Origin of the sequence: Prevotella sp. P6B4 (assembly GCF_000619985.1) — a bacterium.
GTDB lineage: Bacteria > Bacteroidota > Bacteroidia > Bacteroidales > Bacteroidaceae > Prevotella.
Genome location: NZ_JHVE01000017.1, coordinates 1 through 14,423 on the forward strand (window position 1 = coordinate 1; position 14,423 = coordinate 14,423).

General features: G+C 43.2%; 12 protein-coding genes and 1 pseudogene. 7 read left to right on the plus strand and 6 right to left on the minus strand.

The window, feature by feature from the left end; translation table 11 throughout:
* The 5 genes and pseudogenes from T491_RS0111260 to T491_RS0111280 form a co-directional block, all read right to left on the minus strand.
* Positions 1-228 (minus strand): annotated as a pseudogene (locus tag T491_RS0111260) (IS5/IS1182 family transposase); the annotation flags it as partial.
* A 137-nt stretch (positions 229-365) separates the two neighbouring features.
* Complete coding sequence (locus tag T491_RS0111265) at positions 366-2,333, minus strand: protein-disulfide reductase DsbD (protein ID WP_028903980.1); 1,968 nt, start codon at positions 2,331-2,333, stop codon at positions 366-368.
* A 15-nt stretch (positions 2,334-2,348) separates the two neighbouring features.
* On the minus strand, positions 2,349-4,541 hold the full coding sequence (locus tag T491_RS0111270) for a glutamine synthetase III (RefSeq protein ID WP_028903981.1): 2,193 nt from the start codon (positions 4,539-4,541) through the stop codon (positions 2,349-2,351).
* Positions 4,542-4,584: 43 nt separating this feature from the next.
* A complete protein-coding gene (locus T491_RS0111275; RefSeq protein ID WP_028903982.1) occupies positions 4,585-5,469 on the minus strand; it encodes a carbon-nitrogen hydrolase in 885 nt (294 codons plus the stop codon).
* 10 nt (positions 5,470-5,479) lie between these two features.
* On the minus strand, positions 5,480-6,469 hold the full coding sequence (locus T491_RS0111280) for an agmatine deiminase family protein (protein ID WP_028903983.1): 990 nt from the start codon (positions 6,467-6,469) through the stop codon (positions 5,480-5,482).
* Positions 6,470-6,553: 84 nt separating this feature from the next.
* Between T491_RS0111280 and T491_RS17155 the strand changes: the two genes are divergently transcribed.
* The 3 genes from T491_RS17155 to T491_RS0111295 are packed head-to-tail and all read left to right on the plus strand — an operon-like array spanning position 6,554 to position 8,813.
* Positions 6,554-7,156, plus strand: a complete 603-nt coding sequence (locus T491_RS17155) for an ATP-binding cassette domain-containing protein (RefSeq protein ID WP_081773354.1) — start codon at positions 6,554-6,556, stop codon at positions 7,154-7,156.
* The gene (locus tag T491_RS0111290; RefSeq protein ID WP_028903985.1) at positions 7,153-7,902 is read left to right on the plus strand and encodes an ABC transporter permease; all 750 of its coding nucleotides are present in this window, start codon (positions 7,153-7,155) and stop codon (positions 7,900-7,902) included. Before T491_RS17155 ends, T491_RS0111290 begins: the two co-directional genes overlap by 4 nt.
* Positions 7,896-8,813 (plus strand): nucleotidyltransferase family protein, encoded by a 918-nt coding sequence (locus tag T491_RS0111295; RefSeq protein ID WP_028903986.1) that lies wholly within the window; start codon positions 7,896-7,898, stop codon positions 8,811-8,813. Before T491_RS0111290 ends, T491_RS0111295 begins: the two co-directional genes overlap by 7 nt.
* On the opposite strand, the gene T491_RS0111300 is transcribed toward T491_RS0111295, so the two are convergent.
* On the minus strand, positions 8,810-9,823 hold the full coding sequence (locus tag T491_RS0111300; protein ID WP_028903987.1) for an acyltransferase family protein: 1,014 nt from the start codon (positions 9,821-9,823) through the stop codon (positions 8,810-8,812). The genes T491_RS0111295 and T491_RS0111300 overlap by 4 nt on opposite strands.
* Before the next feature lie 70 nt (positions 9,824-9,893).
* Here T491_RS0111300 and T491_RS0111305 point away from each other — a divergent pair, with 70 nt between their 5' ends.
* The 4 genes from T491_RS0111305 to T491_RS17160 all read left to right on the plus strand — a co-directional run bounded on the left by T491_RS0111305 (position 9,894) and on the right by T491_RS17160 (position 14,414).
* Entirely contained in the window at positions 9,894-10,892 is a 999-nt protein-coding gene (locus T491_RS0111305; RefSeq protein ID WP_028903988.1) for an acyltransferase, read from the plus strand.
* A gap of 57 nt (positions 10,893-10,949) precedes the next feature.
* Complete coding sequence (locus T491_RS0111310) at positions 10,950-11,984, plus strand: acyltransferase family protein (RefSeq protein WP_028903989.1); 1,035 nt, start codon at positions 10,950-10,952, stop codon at positions 11,982-11,984.
* Between the two features lie 308 nt (positions 11,985-12,292).
* A complete protein-coding gene (locus tag T491_RS0111315; RefSeq protein WP_028903990.1) occupies positions 12,293-13,306 on the plus strand; it encodes a Stealth CR1 domain-containing protein in 1,014 nt (337 codons plus the stop codon).
* Positions 13,307-13,409: 103 nt separating this feature from the next.
* On the plus strand, positions 13,410-14,414 hold the full coding sequence (locus tag T491_RS17160) for a glycosyltransferase (protein ID WP_051523130.1): 1,005 nt from the start codon (positions 13,410-13,412) through the stop codon (positions 14,412-14,414).
* The last annotated feature ends 9 nt before the right edge of the window (positions 14,415-14,423 follow it).

The following is a 14,423-nucleotide window of genomic DNA, read 5'->3' on the forward strand; positions in this document are numbered from 1 at the left end:
CACGTCGGAGATATCATAGATGACCTTAAGGAGCAGGTACTTGAACATGCGGATAGGAGACTCTGCCATACGACCATTGTCTGGACAGTATTTGTCTAACAACTCTTGATAGACAAAAGAAAAATCAACGAGCCCGTTGATACGTCTCAGAAGATTGTCTTGTGGGACAACTATGTCGTACAAGGCACTATACTCACTCAATACTAACTCTTGTTGTTGCGACAGCATAAGCACTCTCTTTTATGCTGTAAAGGTACAAAAAAATCTGCACATAGCCAAATGTTTTACTGACTATGTGCAGACTGTAATTGTTAAAAAGTGCCTAATAGGACTTTTTCAGTGCCCTCCAAATCGGCGGGGATTTTCTATTTCAGACCTTTATTCAGGAATTCTATATAACCTTGAATATCCTCATCGTAAGAACGGCTGCCCGCAAGCGGGTGGCCTTCTTCGTTTAAGAGCACGTAGAACGGCTGGGCATTGGCGCCGAACTTCACACGTTGCAGGTAACTCCACTTGTCACCCACGGTACGTAGTGTACGCTGCTGTCCATTCTCCTCCACTTGGACAGGTTCGTCCAATGGTGTCTTATCATCCACATACAGCGAGATCAAGATATACTTGTTATTCAGGATATCCGACACCTGAGGATCACTCCATACAGCCGCCTCCATCTTGCGACAGTTCACACAACCAAAACCAGTAAAGTCGATGATCACAGGTTTGTGCTCAGCCTTAGCAGCAGCCATACCCTGTTCGTAATCCTTGTATTTTGCCTCGGTTACCGTCTTCTGCAAATTAAAATCCTGCGTACTCATCGGCGGTGCAAAAGCAGAAATAGCCTTCAGCGGTGCACCCCATAAACCAGGAATCATATAGATGGCAAAGGCCAACGACGCCATGGCCAGGAAGAACTGCGGCACATTGGTACGATGCTGATCGTCATCGTGCGGGAACTTAAGCCAGCCTAACAAGTAGGCACCTAACAGACCGAAGATGACAATCCACAACGCCAGGAACACCTCACGATCGAGGATATGCCAGCCATATGCCAGATCGGCCACACTCAAGAACTTCAACGCAAAAGCCAACTCGATGAAGCCCAAAGTCACCTTGATGGCATTCATCCAGCCACCCGACTTAGGTGCCGACTTCAATAATGATGGGAACATGGCAAAGAGCGTGAACGGAATGGCCAGTGCGATAGCGAATCCCAACATACCGATGGTTGGTGCCACAATACTACCCTGCGTAGAAACAGCCACCAACAGGAAACCGATAATCGGACCAGTACATGAGAAAGATACCAGTGATAAGGTAAATGCCATCAGGAAGATGCTCAACAAGCCAGTGGTGCTCTCGGATTTGGCATCCACCTTATTCTGCCACGCTGAAGGTAATGTGATTTCGAATGCACCTAAGAACGAAGCAGCAAACACGACCAGCAACAGACAGAAGAAGATATTGAATACTGCATTGGTAGCCAAGGCATTGAGTGCACTGGCGCCAAAGAGCAGCGTAACCGCCAAGCCTAACAGAACATAGATGACCACGATACTCAGACCGTATGTGGTAGCCTCACGAATCGCTTTGGCACGATCCTTATTACGCTTCAAGAAGAAGGATACGGTCATAGGGATGATGGGCCAGACACAAGGTGTGAACAGCGCCAAGAATCCGCCTAACAAGCCTTCGATGAATATCAGCCACCAAGCCATGCTTTCAGTAGGAGCTGTATCGCCGTTAAACGCCTGCAGCTCTGAAACAACTGGCGTCCAAAGATCATTTGCAACAACCGCGGTATCGACAGCAGCTGTATCGACGGGGGGGGCTATCTTCGCCGTATCAGCAACCTCCTTTTCCTCGGTTGTCTCAGCCACAGCACTGTTTCCGCTCACTTTGAGCACAGCTTCGGATGGTGGCAGACAAGCCTGATCATTGCAAGCTCCATACTCCACATAGCAATCAATATCGTACTTGGGTTTGGTGAACTTAATCTTCTGTACGAAGGTTACAGCCTGTTCAAAGTAGCGCACCTCCATCTCGAAGAGCTTATCAAACTGCTTCAGCTCTTTTCCACGGGCCTGCAGTTTGCCGACAGGTTCGGCACCTTCCATTTTATTCTTGTGGAACGAAGCAGAAATTGGTCCATCACTTCCCAACCCAGTGGAATAGACATGCCAACCAGCATCAATCGTAGCCTTGAATACCAACTCAGCCTCACCATTCTTCAAGTCTTTCAACTGCGTGGTGAAGTGAACTGGGTCCATTATCTGGGCCTTGGCCGCTATGAAAGCAACCAAGAGCGCCAGTATAGTTAAGAGTTTTTTCATTTTTGTGCAAAAAATTTATCTGATAAACAACAACTCACGATACTTTGGCAATGACCAAAGACCGTCCTCCACAATCATCTCCAGATGGTCGATCTCATAACGGATAGCATCCATCTTCGGACAAACAGTATCATGATAGCACATGGCACGCTCGTGGATATTATAGATACGATTAGCCACACGACGGGCCTCAGTCAGGTCATCGACCAGCTGTTCGATACGCTCAGTACGCTCGGCTATCTCTTTAATCAACTTCATATTACGGGCAGACAAACGCTCAGCCTCAGCCTTTGCAAAGACATCCTTCATGCCCTGCACATTCTTGATGAGCTGACTCTGATAGTGTGTGCTGACAGGGATGATATGATTCATCGACAGGTCGCCCATCACACGAGCCTCAATCTGAACTGTCTTCACATAAGTCTCCCACTTCACCTCGTTACGAGCCTCTAACTCCTTACGGTTCATCACCTTGGTCGACTCGAACATTTTTACGCTTTCCTTATCAAGATAATGCTCGATAATCTTTGGTGTTGACTTCTCGACATCCAGTCCACGCTTGGCTGCCTCGGCCACCCACTCATCGCTATAGCCATTACCATCAAAACGGATAGGCTTGCTGGTCTTGATATCCTCACGCAGGATGTCAATAATGGCAGACAGCTTGCTCTCACCCTTGGCGATGCGCTTATCCACACGAAGCTTAAAGTTCTGCAACGCCTCGGTCACAGCAGAGTTAAGCGCAATCATAGCCGATGCACAGTTGGCTGAAGAGCCTGGTGCACGGAATTCAAAGCGGTTTCCGGTGAATGCAAATGGCGATGTACGGTTACGGTCCGTATTATCGATAATCAGATCAGGAATCTGAGGGATATCAATCTCCATACCCTGCTTACCCTTGATATTAAAGAGGTCGTCCTTATCCGACAATTCGATATGATCGAGCAACTCGGTGAGCTGCTTGCCCAAGAACGAACTGATGATAGCAGGAGGTGCCTCGTTACCACCTAAGCGATGCGCATTGGTGGCACTGACAATCGAAGCCTTCAACAATCCGTTATGCTTATAGACAGCCATCAAGGTCTCAACAATGAAGGTGACGAAACGCAGGTTCTCCTCAGGACTCTTACCTGGTGCATGGAGTAGCACTCCGTTGTCGGCAGTCAGACTCCAGTTGTTATGCTTACCGCTACCATTGATGCCATCGAAAGGTTTTTCGTGGAGCAACACACGGAAACCATGATTACGAGCCACACGCTTCATCAGTGACATGAGCAGCATATTATGATCGACAGCCAAATTGCATTCCTCGAAGATTGGTGCCAACTCAAACTGGTTGGGAGCTACCTCGTTATGACGTGTCTTACAAGGAATGGCCAGCTCCAAAGCCTGAATTTCCAAATCCTTCATGAAGGCCTGCACACGATCAGGAATCGTACCGAAATAATGGTCATCCATCTGCTGGTTCTTGGCACTCTCGTGCCCCATCAGGGTGCGACCAGTCATCACCAAGTCGGGACGAGCTGAATACAAGCCCTCGTCAACCAGGAAATACTCCTGTTCCCAACCCAGGTTGACCTGTACCTTCTTCACATCATCGTAGAAGTACTGACAGACATCGGTTGCCGCCTTATCGAGTGCATGAAGCGAACGAAGCAGTGGTGCTTTGTAGTCGAGAGCTTCACCCGTATAAGCAATGAAGATGGTAGGAATACAGAGTGTATCGTCGATGATGAACACTGGCGATGTAGGATCCCAAGCCGAATAGCCGCGTGCTTCGAAGGTGTTACGGATACCACCGTTAGGGAAGCTGGAGGCATCAGGCTCCTGCTGAACCAGCAGTTTTCCACTGAAAGTCTCCACCATACCACCCTTGCCATCATGCTCTACAAAAGCATCGTGCTTCTCGGCTGTTCCCTCTGTCAAAGGCTGGAACCAGTGCGTATAATGCGTAGCACCCATCTCCTGGGCCCACTTTTTCATACCTTCAGCTACTGCATCAGCAATAGAGCGATCCAGACGAGCGCCATTATCAATTACGTCTATCAGTTTGTTATAAACGTCGATAGGCAGATATTTATACATCTTCTCGCGGGTAAACACATATTTGCCGAAATACTCTGAGGGACGCTCTGATGGCGTTTTCACCTCGACAGCCTTCTTCTTAAAGGCCTCTTCTACAACCTGGAATCTAAGTTGATTTGACATAGTCTTATATTAATTATCTTTTTACCTTTTTACTTTCTTACCTTTAATCGATAAAGCGCTTGGTGATATCGCTATAGGCATCGATACGACGATCGCGCAAGAACGGCCACCAACGACGCACCTGTTCCGAACGGTCCATATCCAACTCTACAATGATACTCTCCTCATCATCAGTCGAAGCTTCGTAGAGAATCTCACCCTGAGGACCAGCTACGAACGAGGTTCCCCAGAACTGGATACCACCTGTCTGACCTGAAGGATCAGACTCAAAACCGACACGATTGACAGCCACTACAGGCAGTCCATTGGCTACGGCGTGACCACGCATCACCGTCTGCCATGCCATACGCTGGCGTTCCTGTTCTTCAGGCGTATCATTATCAGCATAGCCGATAGCTGTTGGATAGATCAACATCTCGGCACCTTGCATCGCCATCAGACGGGCAGCCTCGGGATACCACTGATCCCAGCATACCAACACGCCCAATTTTCCTACCGATGTCTGGATAGGATGGAATCCCATATCACCTGGGGTGAAATAGAATTTCTCATAATATGCTGGATCATCGGGGATATGCATCTTACGGTATTTGCCAACAATCTCGCCATTGCTCTCAATGACCACTGCGGTATTGTGATACAGACCTGGTGCACGCTTCTCGAACAAAGAAGCTACGATAACCACACCTAATGTCTTGGCCAATTCGGAATAAAACTTGGTGGATGGACCAGGAATCGTCTCGGCCAGATTGAACAGATCGACATCTTCCGTCTGACAGAAGTAAAGTGTATTATGCAACTCCTGTAGAACAATGAGTTGCGCACCACGTTTTGCCAAATCGGTGATACCCTCACCCAACCTCAGGATGTTGTCCTTCGTGTTAGCAGTATTATGCTGCTGTAAAAAACCTACTCTTAACTCCTTCATATGCTATTCACTATTCATTCTTCACTATAAGAGGATATTGCATGGTGCAGCAATGAAGCGAGCCATGCTGCTTGATAACACTTCTACAGTCGATTCCGACAACCGTCCTACCCTTGTGTGCCTCACCAATTATACGCATTGCTTCGGCATCGAGATCGGGCTGATTATAAGTGGGCACCAATACAGCGCCATTCATAACTAAATAATTCGCATAGGTAGCAGGTAGTCGCTCACCATCCTCATCATAGATAGCACGAGGCATCGGCAGTTTTACCAAGTGATAAGGTTCTCCCGCCATGGTACGGAAGGTCAGGAGTTGTTCCTCCATTTTCTTCAAGTCGTCATACTGTTCATCAGACTCATCATCACAACCTATATATAATAAGGTATGATTAGGAGCAATACGGACCAATGTATCGATATGTCCATCGGTATCATCGCCCGTCAGATGACCGTAATCTATCCAGAGAACACGCTCGGCACAAAGGTCGTGCTTCAAACGTGCTTCAATCTCATCTTTTGTCATTGGCTGATTACGATGAGGTGCTAACAAACAACCGGATGTGGTAAAGATGGTGCCTTCACCATCGCTCTCGATAGAACCACCCTCGAGAACAAAGTCCAGACAATCCACATAGTCGCCTTTGACCTTACCCTCATCATAGATACGACGATTGATCGCATTATCCAGTGCCGCCTCGAATTTCTCGCCCCAACCATTGAAACAATAGTCAAGCAATCGGGCTCCACCTTCGTCATCAACCAACGTGATAAAACCATGATCGCGAGCCCATGTATCGTTATTGGGTTCGCCCACTACCAGCAATTCCTCATATTGACGAATGGCGGCAGCCATTTCCTCATAAGTCTTGGTGATTTCGTCAAGCATGGGTGCCCAGTCAGTTTTCTCGTGCGGCCAGGTCAGCTGCACCATCGATTGTGGCTCCCATTCAGCGGGCAGTCGCCACCTTTTTGCGTCGATTTTCTTTTCTATGCTCATAATTTTGGCGCAAAGTTACAAAAAAATGAGTAATAACTGATGGCATGATAAGAATTTTTTGTATTTTTGCACTAACAATTTGCTATGTTAGAGGTTAAAGACGCTACAATATCCGTATCGGGGAAGGTTTTGGTAAAAAACCTATCCTTTATTGCAGACGACGGGAGACTGACTTGTATCACCGGAGCAGTAGGCTCAGGCAAGTCAACTTTTCTGCGTACACTCATGGGATTCCTGCCTATCACAGAAGGTTTTGTCAGTGTGGATGGCGAGCTATTAACTGTCCAGTCGGCACCATCCTTCCGCCGTATGATGTGCTATCTGCCACAGGACATCCACCTACTGCGCCATCAACTCTACCAGCCCGAGGCGCAGCCAGCTGAACCCGATGAATATCTTGTATGGAACAGTCAACTGCCGTCAGCTACAGAAATACCAAAGACACAGCCTCTGTCGCCCGAAGAGATATTCCAACTGGCCAGCAAAACCATCCATGAAGCCACCAACAAATCCATTGTGGTTGCTGATGAACCTGCATCACATCTCTCTCCCGAATTGGCTCCTCAGATGCTTGAGTTACTCCAGCAACAAACCACACAAGGTAAGTGTGTGCTCATAGCCAGTCGGCATCCTCAACTCATAGCAAACGCTCATCGTGTGATTGATTTAAACCAGTTCCAGTTATGACTACAGCATTGATTCTTCATACATTCCTGGCCCTATTATTATTGGCTTTGCCTTTTGGAGCACTCTATCTCTTGGACCAGAAATCCATTAAACCCTTGGCTATCGCTCTTATACGAGGATTGGCGCAGTTACTGCTATTTGCCATTCTGATTTGGGGCGTGTACAAAGTGGACAACATCTGGTTATCGATGGGATGGTTCCTCATCATGTCAATATGGGCAGGATGGCTTGTAACCAGAAAATGCAAAATGCCCGTCAACCACCATCTACTACCTGCCAGTGCAGGACTTTTTGGTGGCGTCCTCATTATCGGGTTATGGTTACTGATAGCCGTATTACCAATCGGCCCCATCACTGCTCGTTGGTTTGTGCCAGTAATTGCTGTGTTGTTAGGACATTCTGCATCCATGTTAGTAAGAGGTCTCAGCGCCTTCGACGCCACATTTAAGCGCGACCGTGCTCAATTTGACTTTATGATAGGCAACGGAGCAACGCCATGGAAAGCCATGATACCATTTATGCGTACCAGTCTTCTGGCAATCCTTTCTCCCACGATTGCCAATCTTTCGGTTCTGGCATTAGCCGCCATTCCACTATTGTTCTGCGGTATGCTACTGGGTGGTTTCTCGCCTATCAACGCTTTCGCTGTGATGGTATATGCCCTACTGGGATGTATCGCTTCATCAGTATTATCATTAGGTATGACATTAGTTCTATTAAAATCCAAATATCTGTTATCATGGTGAGCAAGCTATTTTTCGAGTTCATGCAGGTTTCTATCGGCCAGTTGGATTGCTTAAGCAGATTTCCTGCCCCTCATGAATGGCAGAAGTTATACAATCTGGCTAAACGCCAGGCAGTTGTTGGTATCTGTTATCATGGACTGACCAAACTGTTTGATTACGGACTGGTAGCACCACAGGAACTCTCGCTCGACTGGATGGCAGAGGCAGAAGGAATCAAAGAGCAGAATCGCGGTGGTAGTCGTAAGCTTATCAAGCTTCAGGAAGAGTTACAAACTCACCATCTGCGTTCATCACTCCTGACAGGTCCTGGACTTGTAAGATTTTATGACCGTGAGCTACAGATGCTTCGGTTCACCAAGGGCATCGATCTGTATGTGTTTGGCTACAAGAACCAGATTGATCTGAGCCAATGGCCAGACATGCAGGTACGCATCTTCACAGAACTGCGTGCCGGAAAATCAACGCAGCGCAATAACCGACTTGACAAGTGGATACTACAGAATAACGACCTGATGTACCGTAAAGCCGGTGAATTAACTGTACCCTCACATTCTATGACTATCATCATCCAGTTGGTTCATCTGTATAATCTGTTTCTTGAAAAACGTCTGCTGATGAGAAACCTGATGGATCTGTTTTTCGTGCTCCGTTATGCCAGAGGTGACAGCAGGTTATTCCAGTTCTCTCAGACAAGCGTTGAGGGAGAAATACAAGAACTGGGACTTACCCGTTTCGCACGTGGCATCATGTGGCTGATGAAGGAAGTGTTTAATCTTGACCCCAAGTGCTTGCCAATCGAGCCTTTGGAAGAAGAAGGACAATTCCTGATGAAACACATCATGGGTAAAAGTTTATCATTCAAGGACGGGTGTCATAAACTATGGCATTATACCTGGCATAACATCGCTTAAGACTGCTTCGTGTATTTGACTCCAAACAGATAATGCCCCAGGACTGGGCTCAACCTGATTACATAGCTGGCAATCAAGCTGAGTGCCAGAACGCCTATTGATACAGCAAAAATCACAACAAACTCAACAAGCTGGTTCTCATATGCCTTCAGGGTATCAGCATTAGCCATCAGGAATCGCGGCAGGAAGAAATAGTGTAATAGATAAACATCGAGCGTTCGCGTTCCAATATACTGCAATGGCCTGGAGATATGGCAACGCTTGAGCCACGAAGCAGAGAGTCGGAAGAATGTAAACACCATAACCATACCAGTGATGCCACCCACATAAAACCTGAACATCTCGAATACCAGATAATCATGATGCGAAGTAGAAGCTACTAAGGCAAAGATAACCGTTACGAGTATGATTACAACAGGTTTATCCGTCCAACGGATAAAGGCCTCGAAATGGCGTCTGACACAAGTACCTAAATAAAAAAACAAGAACAAACGCCATGTGGTTATACTCAAGAACCCCGAAGCATCCATCAGCCACAATTGATAACCATCAGCTACCATACGAAGACTATTGTAATAGCGCGCATAGATAAAAGTAGCGATAGCCAGTGACACAGCCATCAGGGGTGTCCATTTCCTACTGATGCGAATCATCAGCATATAGAGCACAAAATATTCAAACAATGCGAAGGTAAACCAATACCCTCCTTTAAGCGATCCTAACCGATGAAAGAATTCTGGTGGAGGCGCCAAAAGAAACAAGAAAATAAAAGTTGGCACCAACTGCACCATCGCCTTATGTCTAGTAACTTCTTTGAACGACCGCTGCGCCACGGACTCAAACAACCAGCCACTAATCATAAAGAAACAAGGCAATCGGAAGAGGATAAACACAGTATTATAGCCCATCCGCGAGTCACCAAAACAGAAATGACACACATGAGCAAACACCACGAGAATCATTGTCAATCCCCGCATCGCATCGATGTATTCTATTCTCTGTGCAGCCATTTCACTTGCAAAAGTACAGAAAAAAGTTGGAACTATTGCGTATTCCAGCTTTTTTCTGTAATTTTGCAGTATGAAAGAGCGAATAAACTGGATAGACTGGGCGAAAGCTTTCTGCATGACGGTAGTGGTATTCTGCCACCTACCCCAGCAAGAAGACACCTTCTATCTACAGTATCTCGCATCAGTCATTCTCTCTACATTCTTCTTTGTATCAGGTTATCTAAAAAAGCAGAATCTAACTATTAAGGAGTCTGCCAAGAAATACGGATACTCACTCCTTTTACCTTATATAATATATAATGCCATCTACTATCCCTATTGGCTTACCAAATTCTACATAGAACACGGCAGTATAACTATTATCGACGCATTTAGGCCTATCGTCGGCACAATACTGGGACAGCTAAACAGCAGTTTCTCATGCGAGCTAAACGGCGTAACATGGTTTTTAATCGCTCTATTCATCATGCACATCCTAACAGACATGACCAACAAACACAAGCATAGCAAGTCAATAATGCTTATTCTCACCATCACATCCATGATGCTCTACGGCGCCAACAAATTCTACCACTATGCCCCATACATCACCTACCACGGATTAATCCGCTGTCTATGTTTCTTCTTCCTGGGAAATCTCTTGCAACATTGGCATCAGCTGAAACGATTCAATCTCCGAAAGGATTTAACAATCGGCACATCTACCCTATTATTGAGCCTCATTCTCTTCTACTGGCACATCCATGAAGACAGATTTATCATACATATTATATTATTCTATATTGTAAATACCATCTCTGTATTTGCCTTTATATACCTGGCAAAATCGCTCAACGCAGTCAAAAGCCACATAATCACCCTCATATCTATAGGAACCATGCTGATCTTCGGCCTCCATCGTATGATGATTGGCATAATCGATTACACCTTAGAGAATAGTACGGATATCTCAAATATCACTTATAACTGGTACCAAAACATTGCCTTAGTTATAATAATAGAACTAACATTATTACCATTCATCATTTGCACCCAAGAAAGGTTGCCATCCCTTTTAGGAAAGAAATAGTACTTAAAATTTGGATTACTAAGAAAATAATATTATTTTTGCAGAAAAATATTCTATATGGGAAATACGATTATAATTACAAACAGGTTAATTTGGATTGATTGGGCAAAAGCCCTAGCAATTACCTTGGTAGTATTTGGACACACGCCAATAGAAAAAGGAAATTTTCTACAAAATTACATCGTAGTTTTTCATATGCCCCTATTCTTTTTCATCTCGGGATTTTTAACAAAAGAAGAGTTTTTTAGTAAAATTACTCTGAAAAAATATTGGAACACTCTTATTATTCCATATTTTTGCTACAATATTATCTTTTATCCATATTGGGTAGTTAGGCATTCTATAGATTATCCCTATGCAGGATGGTATGACTATATTAAACCGATAATTGGTACTTTTATGCTACAACATAAAACAGCTTATTATGAGTCACTAAATGGAGTTACATGGTTTATTGTATCTCTACTGATTATGAAAATTATCCTCGCAATATGCAACAAATACAAAAAAGGAGGATTATTCATTATACTATTATCAATATGTACCACATGTTTTTATATAGTTAACGAGGCATATCGTTTTGTTACAGATTTACCTTTTGTAGGATTTACAAAATGCTGTGCTTTTTTTTACCTTGGTTTCTATTGTAAACAGAAAAATTATATCTACACAGATTATCAGAAGAAAGATATTTTCATATGCCTGTTAGGAATCATTAGTAGCATCTATTTTTTTTCTATTTTTAGAAATGGTACTTCCATTGTTGAATATGGCATACTTTATTGGTTAATCTGTTTATCTGCAATTTGGGGAATACTAAGTCTTTGCAAGCTTCTGAACAAGGTCCATTTTACAGCTATTGACAATATTTCAATAGGCACCATTGTTATTATGGGGTTACACAGAATGTTTATTGGAGCCACCAACTATGGTATTTCAATGTTATTTGGTATTCAAAGAGAAATTGTTTATCCTCTTATAACAGCTATTCTCATAGCACTTTTTTTTGTTGCATTAGAATACCCCATAATAATATTCTTCAAGAACAATTTTCCATTTATGCTCGGGAAGAATAGAATACAAAAGTGTTAAGAAAAAACTATTAATCCAAATGCAGGTTGTTATATTTTTCAAACTCTATTACATTTTTTAGTAATACCATCTCAGTATTTGCCATTAACTACATAGCAAAATCGCTCAATGCAATCAAAAGCCGCATAATCACCCTTATTCCCTATAATTACCCATCATCATCAACAACAAAGATAAGTGGCCTGTTCTTTTTGGAAAAAACACTTCCATTATTTGCTAATTTCACAAAAAAGTATTACTTTTGCAGCAAATTTTAATTCGACAGTGGAGAAACAAATGAGATGGAACCACTTAATCATAAGAATAGTATGCAACAAAAAATAGACTTTGTCGTTTTATGGTTAGATTCTAACGACCCGGCATGGCAACAATCATATGCTAAGTATAAAACTGGGACAAAAGGGCACATTGAATGGGCTCGCTTTAGAGATACGAATGTTTTTAATTATTGGTTCCGAGCCGTGGAAAAGTATGCGCCATGGGTAAATAAGGTATATCTGGTAACAAACGGCAAGTTTCCCACATGGATTAATGCGAATAACCCCAAATTAGTTTTGGTAAAGCACAGCGACTACATACCAGAAGAATATCTTCCAACTTTTAATGCAAACACCATCGAATTGTTCATACATCGCATCAAGGGACTATCAGAACATTTCGTATTCTTTAACGACGACATAATACTCAACGCTCCTGTTGAACAAGATTATTTCTTCAAGAAAGGATTACCTTGTGACAGGAATAAGGAGACCTATCTGAATGTACCCATCTACACCAAGGAAGATAAGTTTGGCATTAATATCACCATGCTGACAGATATCGGTGTCTTGAACAGCAACTTTAACAGATGGCAAGTCGTCAAGCAGTCGCCCAAACGATGGCTTGGACCACATATTGGCTTAAAAGGACTTGTCATGAGTATTTTATTAGCTAAGCAGAGGCTCTTCACAGGATTCTCCAACTATCATCTTGAGCAAGCATTCCTAAAATCAACCTTAGAAGAAGTCTGGGAGAAGAACAGTGATATATTGTATACCAGTTGTACAAGATTCCGCGAAGACACAAACGTTAATCAATACCTATTCCGATACTGGCAGCTTGCCTCCAACCGTTTTTATCCCACCAAACGTGATGGCCTATACTTTATGGTAAAAAAAGATCGTATAAAAGATATTGAACAAGCTTTATTGGGCTGCCAAAGTAAATCCATTTGTTTAAATGACACACCACTCTGCACGGAAAGTGATTATGACTGGGCGAGTCAAGAGCTGAAACGTATTTTAGATCAGAAATTCCCACAAAAATCATCATTTGAGATGTAATAACCAGCATTTTTCACACTCCACACTAAAAAACTTCGATTTTGTTTGGTAATTTCCAATTATTTTGTTATTTTTGCAAAAAATAACGAAATACTATTAGCCTATGACTAAACTTTCTATAATTGTGCCGGTATACAATGTAGAAAAGTATATCCGACCTTGTATTGAAAGCATATTCAAGCAAGGATTAAACGAGAATGACTATGAAGTTATAATCGTCAATGATGGTTCGAAAGACCAGAGTATGGAAGTCATTCAAGATATTATCGAAGAACATAACAACATCATTGTTATCAACCAAGATAATCTCAGTTTATCTGTTGCCCGCAACAATGGTATTGCCATAGCCAAAGGAGAATACATATTGATGCCTGATTCGGACGACTTGCTAATAGAGAACAGTTTAAGCCCGCTCTTAAAGAAAGCCCTGGAGACAAAAGCAGACATGGTAACTGCTGACTATGTAAGCATGAGCTCTGAGGAGATAGAAAAAATAAAAGAAAACCCTGTAAAGCAAATAGCAGAACCTATATTTGAGGAAAGTACAGGGCAGCAAATGTACATCGATTTTTATTTACCTTATATGGCATACGTCTGGAGGATTCTTTTTAGAAGAGATTTCTTATTAGACAATCATCTTGAATTTTATCCGGGAATTGCTTCACAAGATATACCTTTTACCCATGAATGTTATCTAAAAGCCGGCCTATGCCTAAAAACATCATGGAGATTGAATATATACCGAATAAGGTATGACTCCACTTCATTCCCAGGAAATTTCAGCAGGAAAAAAGCCAAAGATTATTGCATGGCCATCACCCTATCATGGGCATTAAAAGACATGAAAAATATCCCCCCTCAGCTCTCATACATCCTTAAGGATAAGGTTTTCATGTCATATAAGAGTCTGTTACAAAAGCTGTGCTATGTCTTTAAAAAGAATTCTGACAGAGTAGCCGTTCTGAAAGAATTGAAACAAACATGCCCGAGTTTAAAATTCAGCCATGGAATCATACAGAAAACTCACACATACCTATTCAGGACATGGCCTCATCTATATATAATCCTGATGATGGTAATTAAGCACTTAAAATGGGGAAGTAACTAACATCAAGTA

Excerpts from the sequence above, each read along its gene's own strand:
- T491_RS0111265 (WP_028903980.1), bottom strand. The coding sequence starts at position 2,333 with ATGAAAAAACTCTTAACTATACTGGCGCTCTTGGTTGCTTTCATAGCG.
- T491_RS0111270 (WP_028903981.1), bottom strand. The coding sequence starts at position 4,541 with ATGTCAAATCAACTTAGATTCCAGGTTGTAGAAGAGGCCTTTAAGAAG.
- T491_RS0111275 (WP_028903982.1), bottom strand. The coding sequence starts at position 5,469 with ATGAAGGAGTTAAGAGTAGGTTTTTTACAGCAGCATAATACTGCTAAC.
- T491_RS0111280 (WP_028903983.1), bottom strand. The coding sequence starts at position 6,469 with ATGAGCATAGAAAAGAAAATCGACGCAAAAAGGTGGCGACTGCCCGCT.
- T491_RS17155 (WP_081773354.1), top strand. The coding sequence starts at position 6,554 with ATGTTAGAGGTTAAAGACGCTACAATATCCGTATCGGGGAAGGTTTTG.
- T491_RS0111290 (WP_028903985.1), top strand. The coding sequence starts at position 7,153 with ATGACTACAGCATTGATTCTTCATACATTCCTGGCCCTATTATTATTG.
- T491_RS0111295 (WP_028903986.1), top strand. The coding sequence starts at position 7,896 with ATGGTGAGCAAGCTATTTTTCGAGTTCATGCAGGTTTCTATCGGCCAG.
- T491_RS0111300 (WP_028903987.1), bottom strand. The coding sequence starts at position 9,823 with ATGGCTGCACAGAGAATAGAATACATCGATGCGATGCGGGGATTGACA.
- T491_RS0111305 (WP_028903988.1), top strand. The coding sequence starts at position 9,894 with ATGAAAGAGCGAATAAACTGGATAGACTGGGCGAAAGCTTTCTGCATG.
- T491_RS0111310 (WP_028903989.1), top strand. The coding sequence starts at position 10,950 with ATGGGAAATACGATTATAATTACAAACAGGTTAATTTGGATTGATTGG.
- T491_RS0111315 (WP_028903990.1), top strand. The coding sequence starts at position 12,293 with ATGCAACAAAAAATAGACTTTGTCGTTTTATGGTTAGATTCTAACGAC.
- T491_RS17160 (WP_051523130.1), top strand. The coding sequence starts at position 13,410 with ATGACTAAACTTTCTATAATTGTGCCGGTATACAATGTAGAAAAGTAT.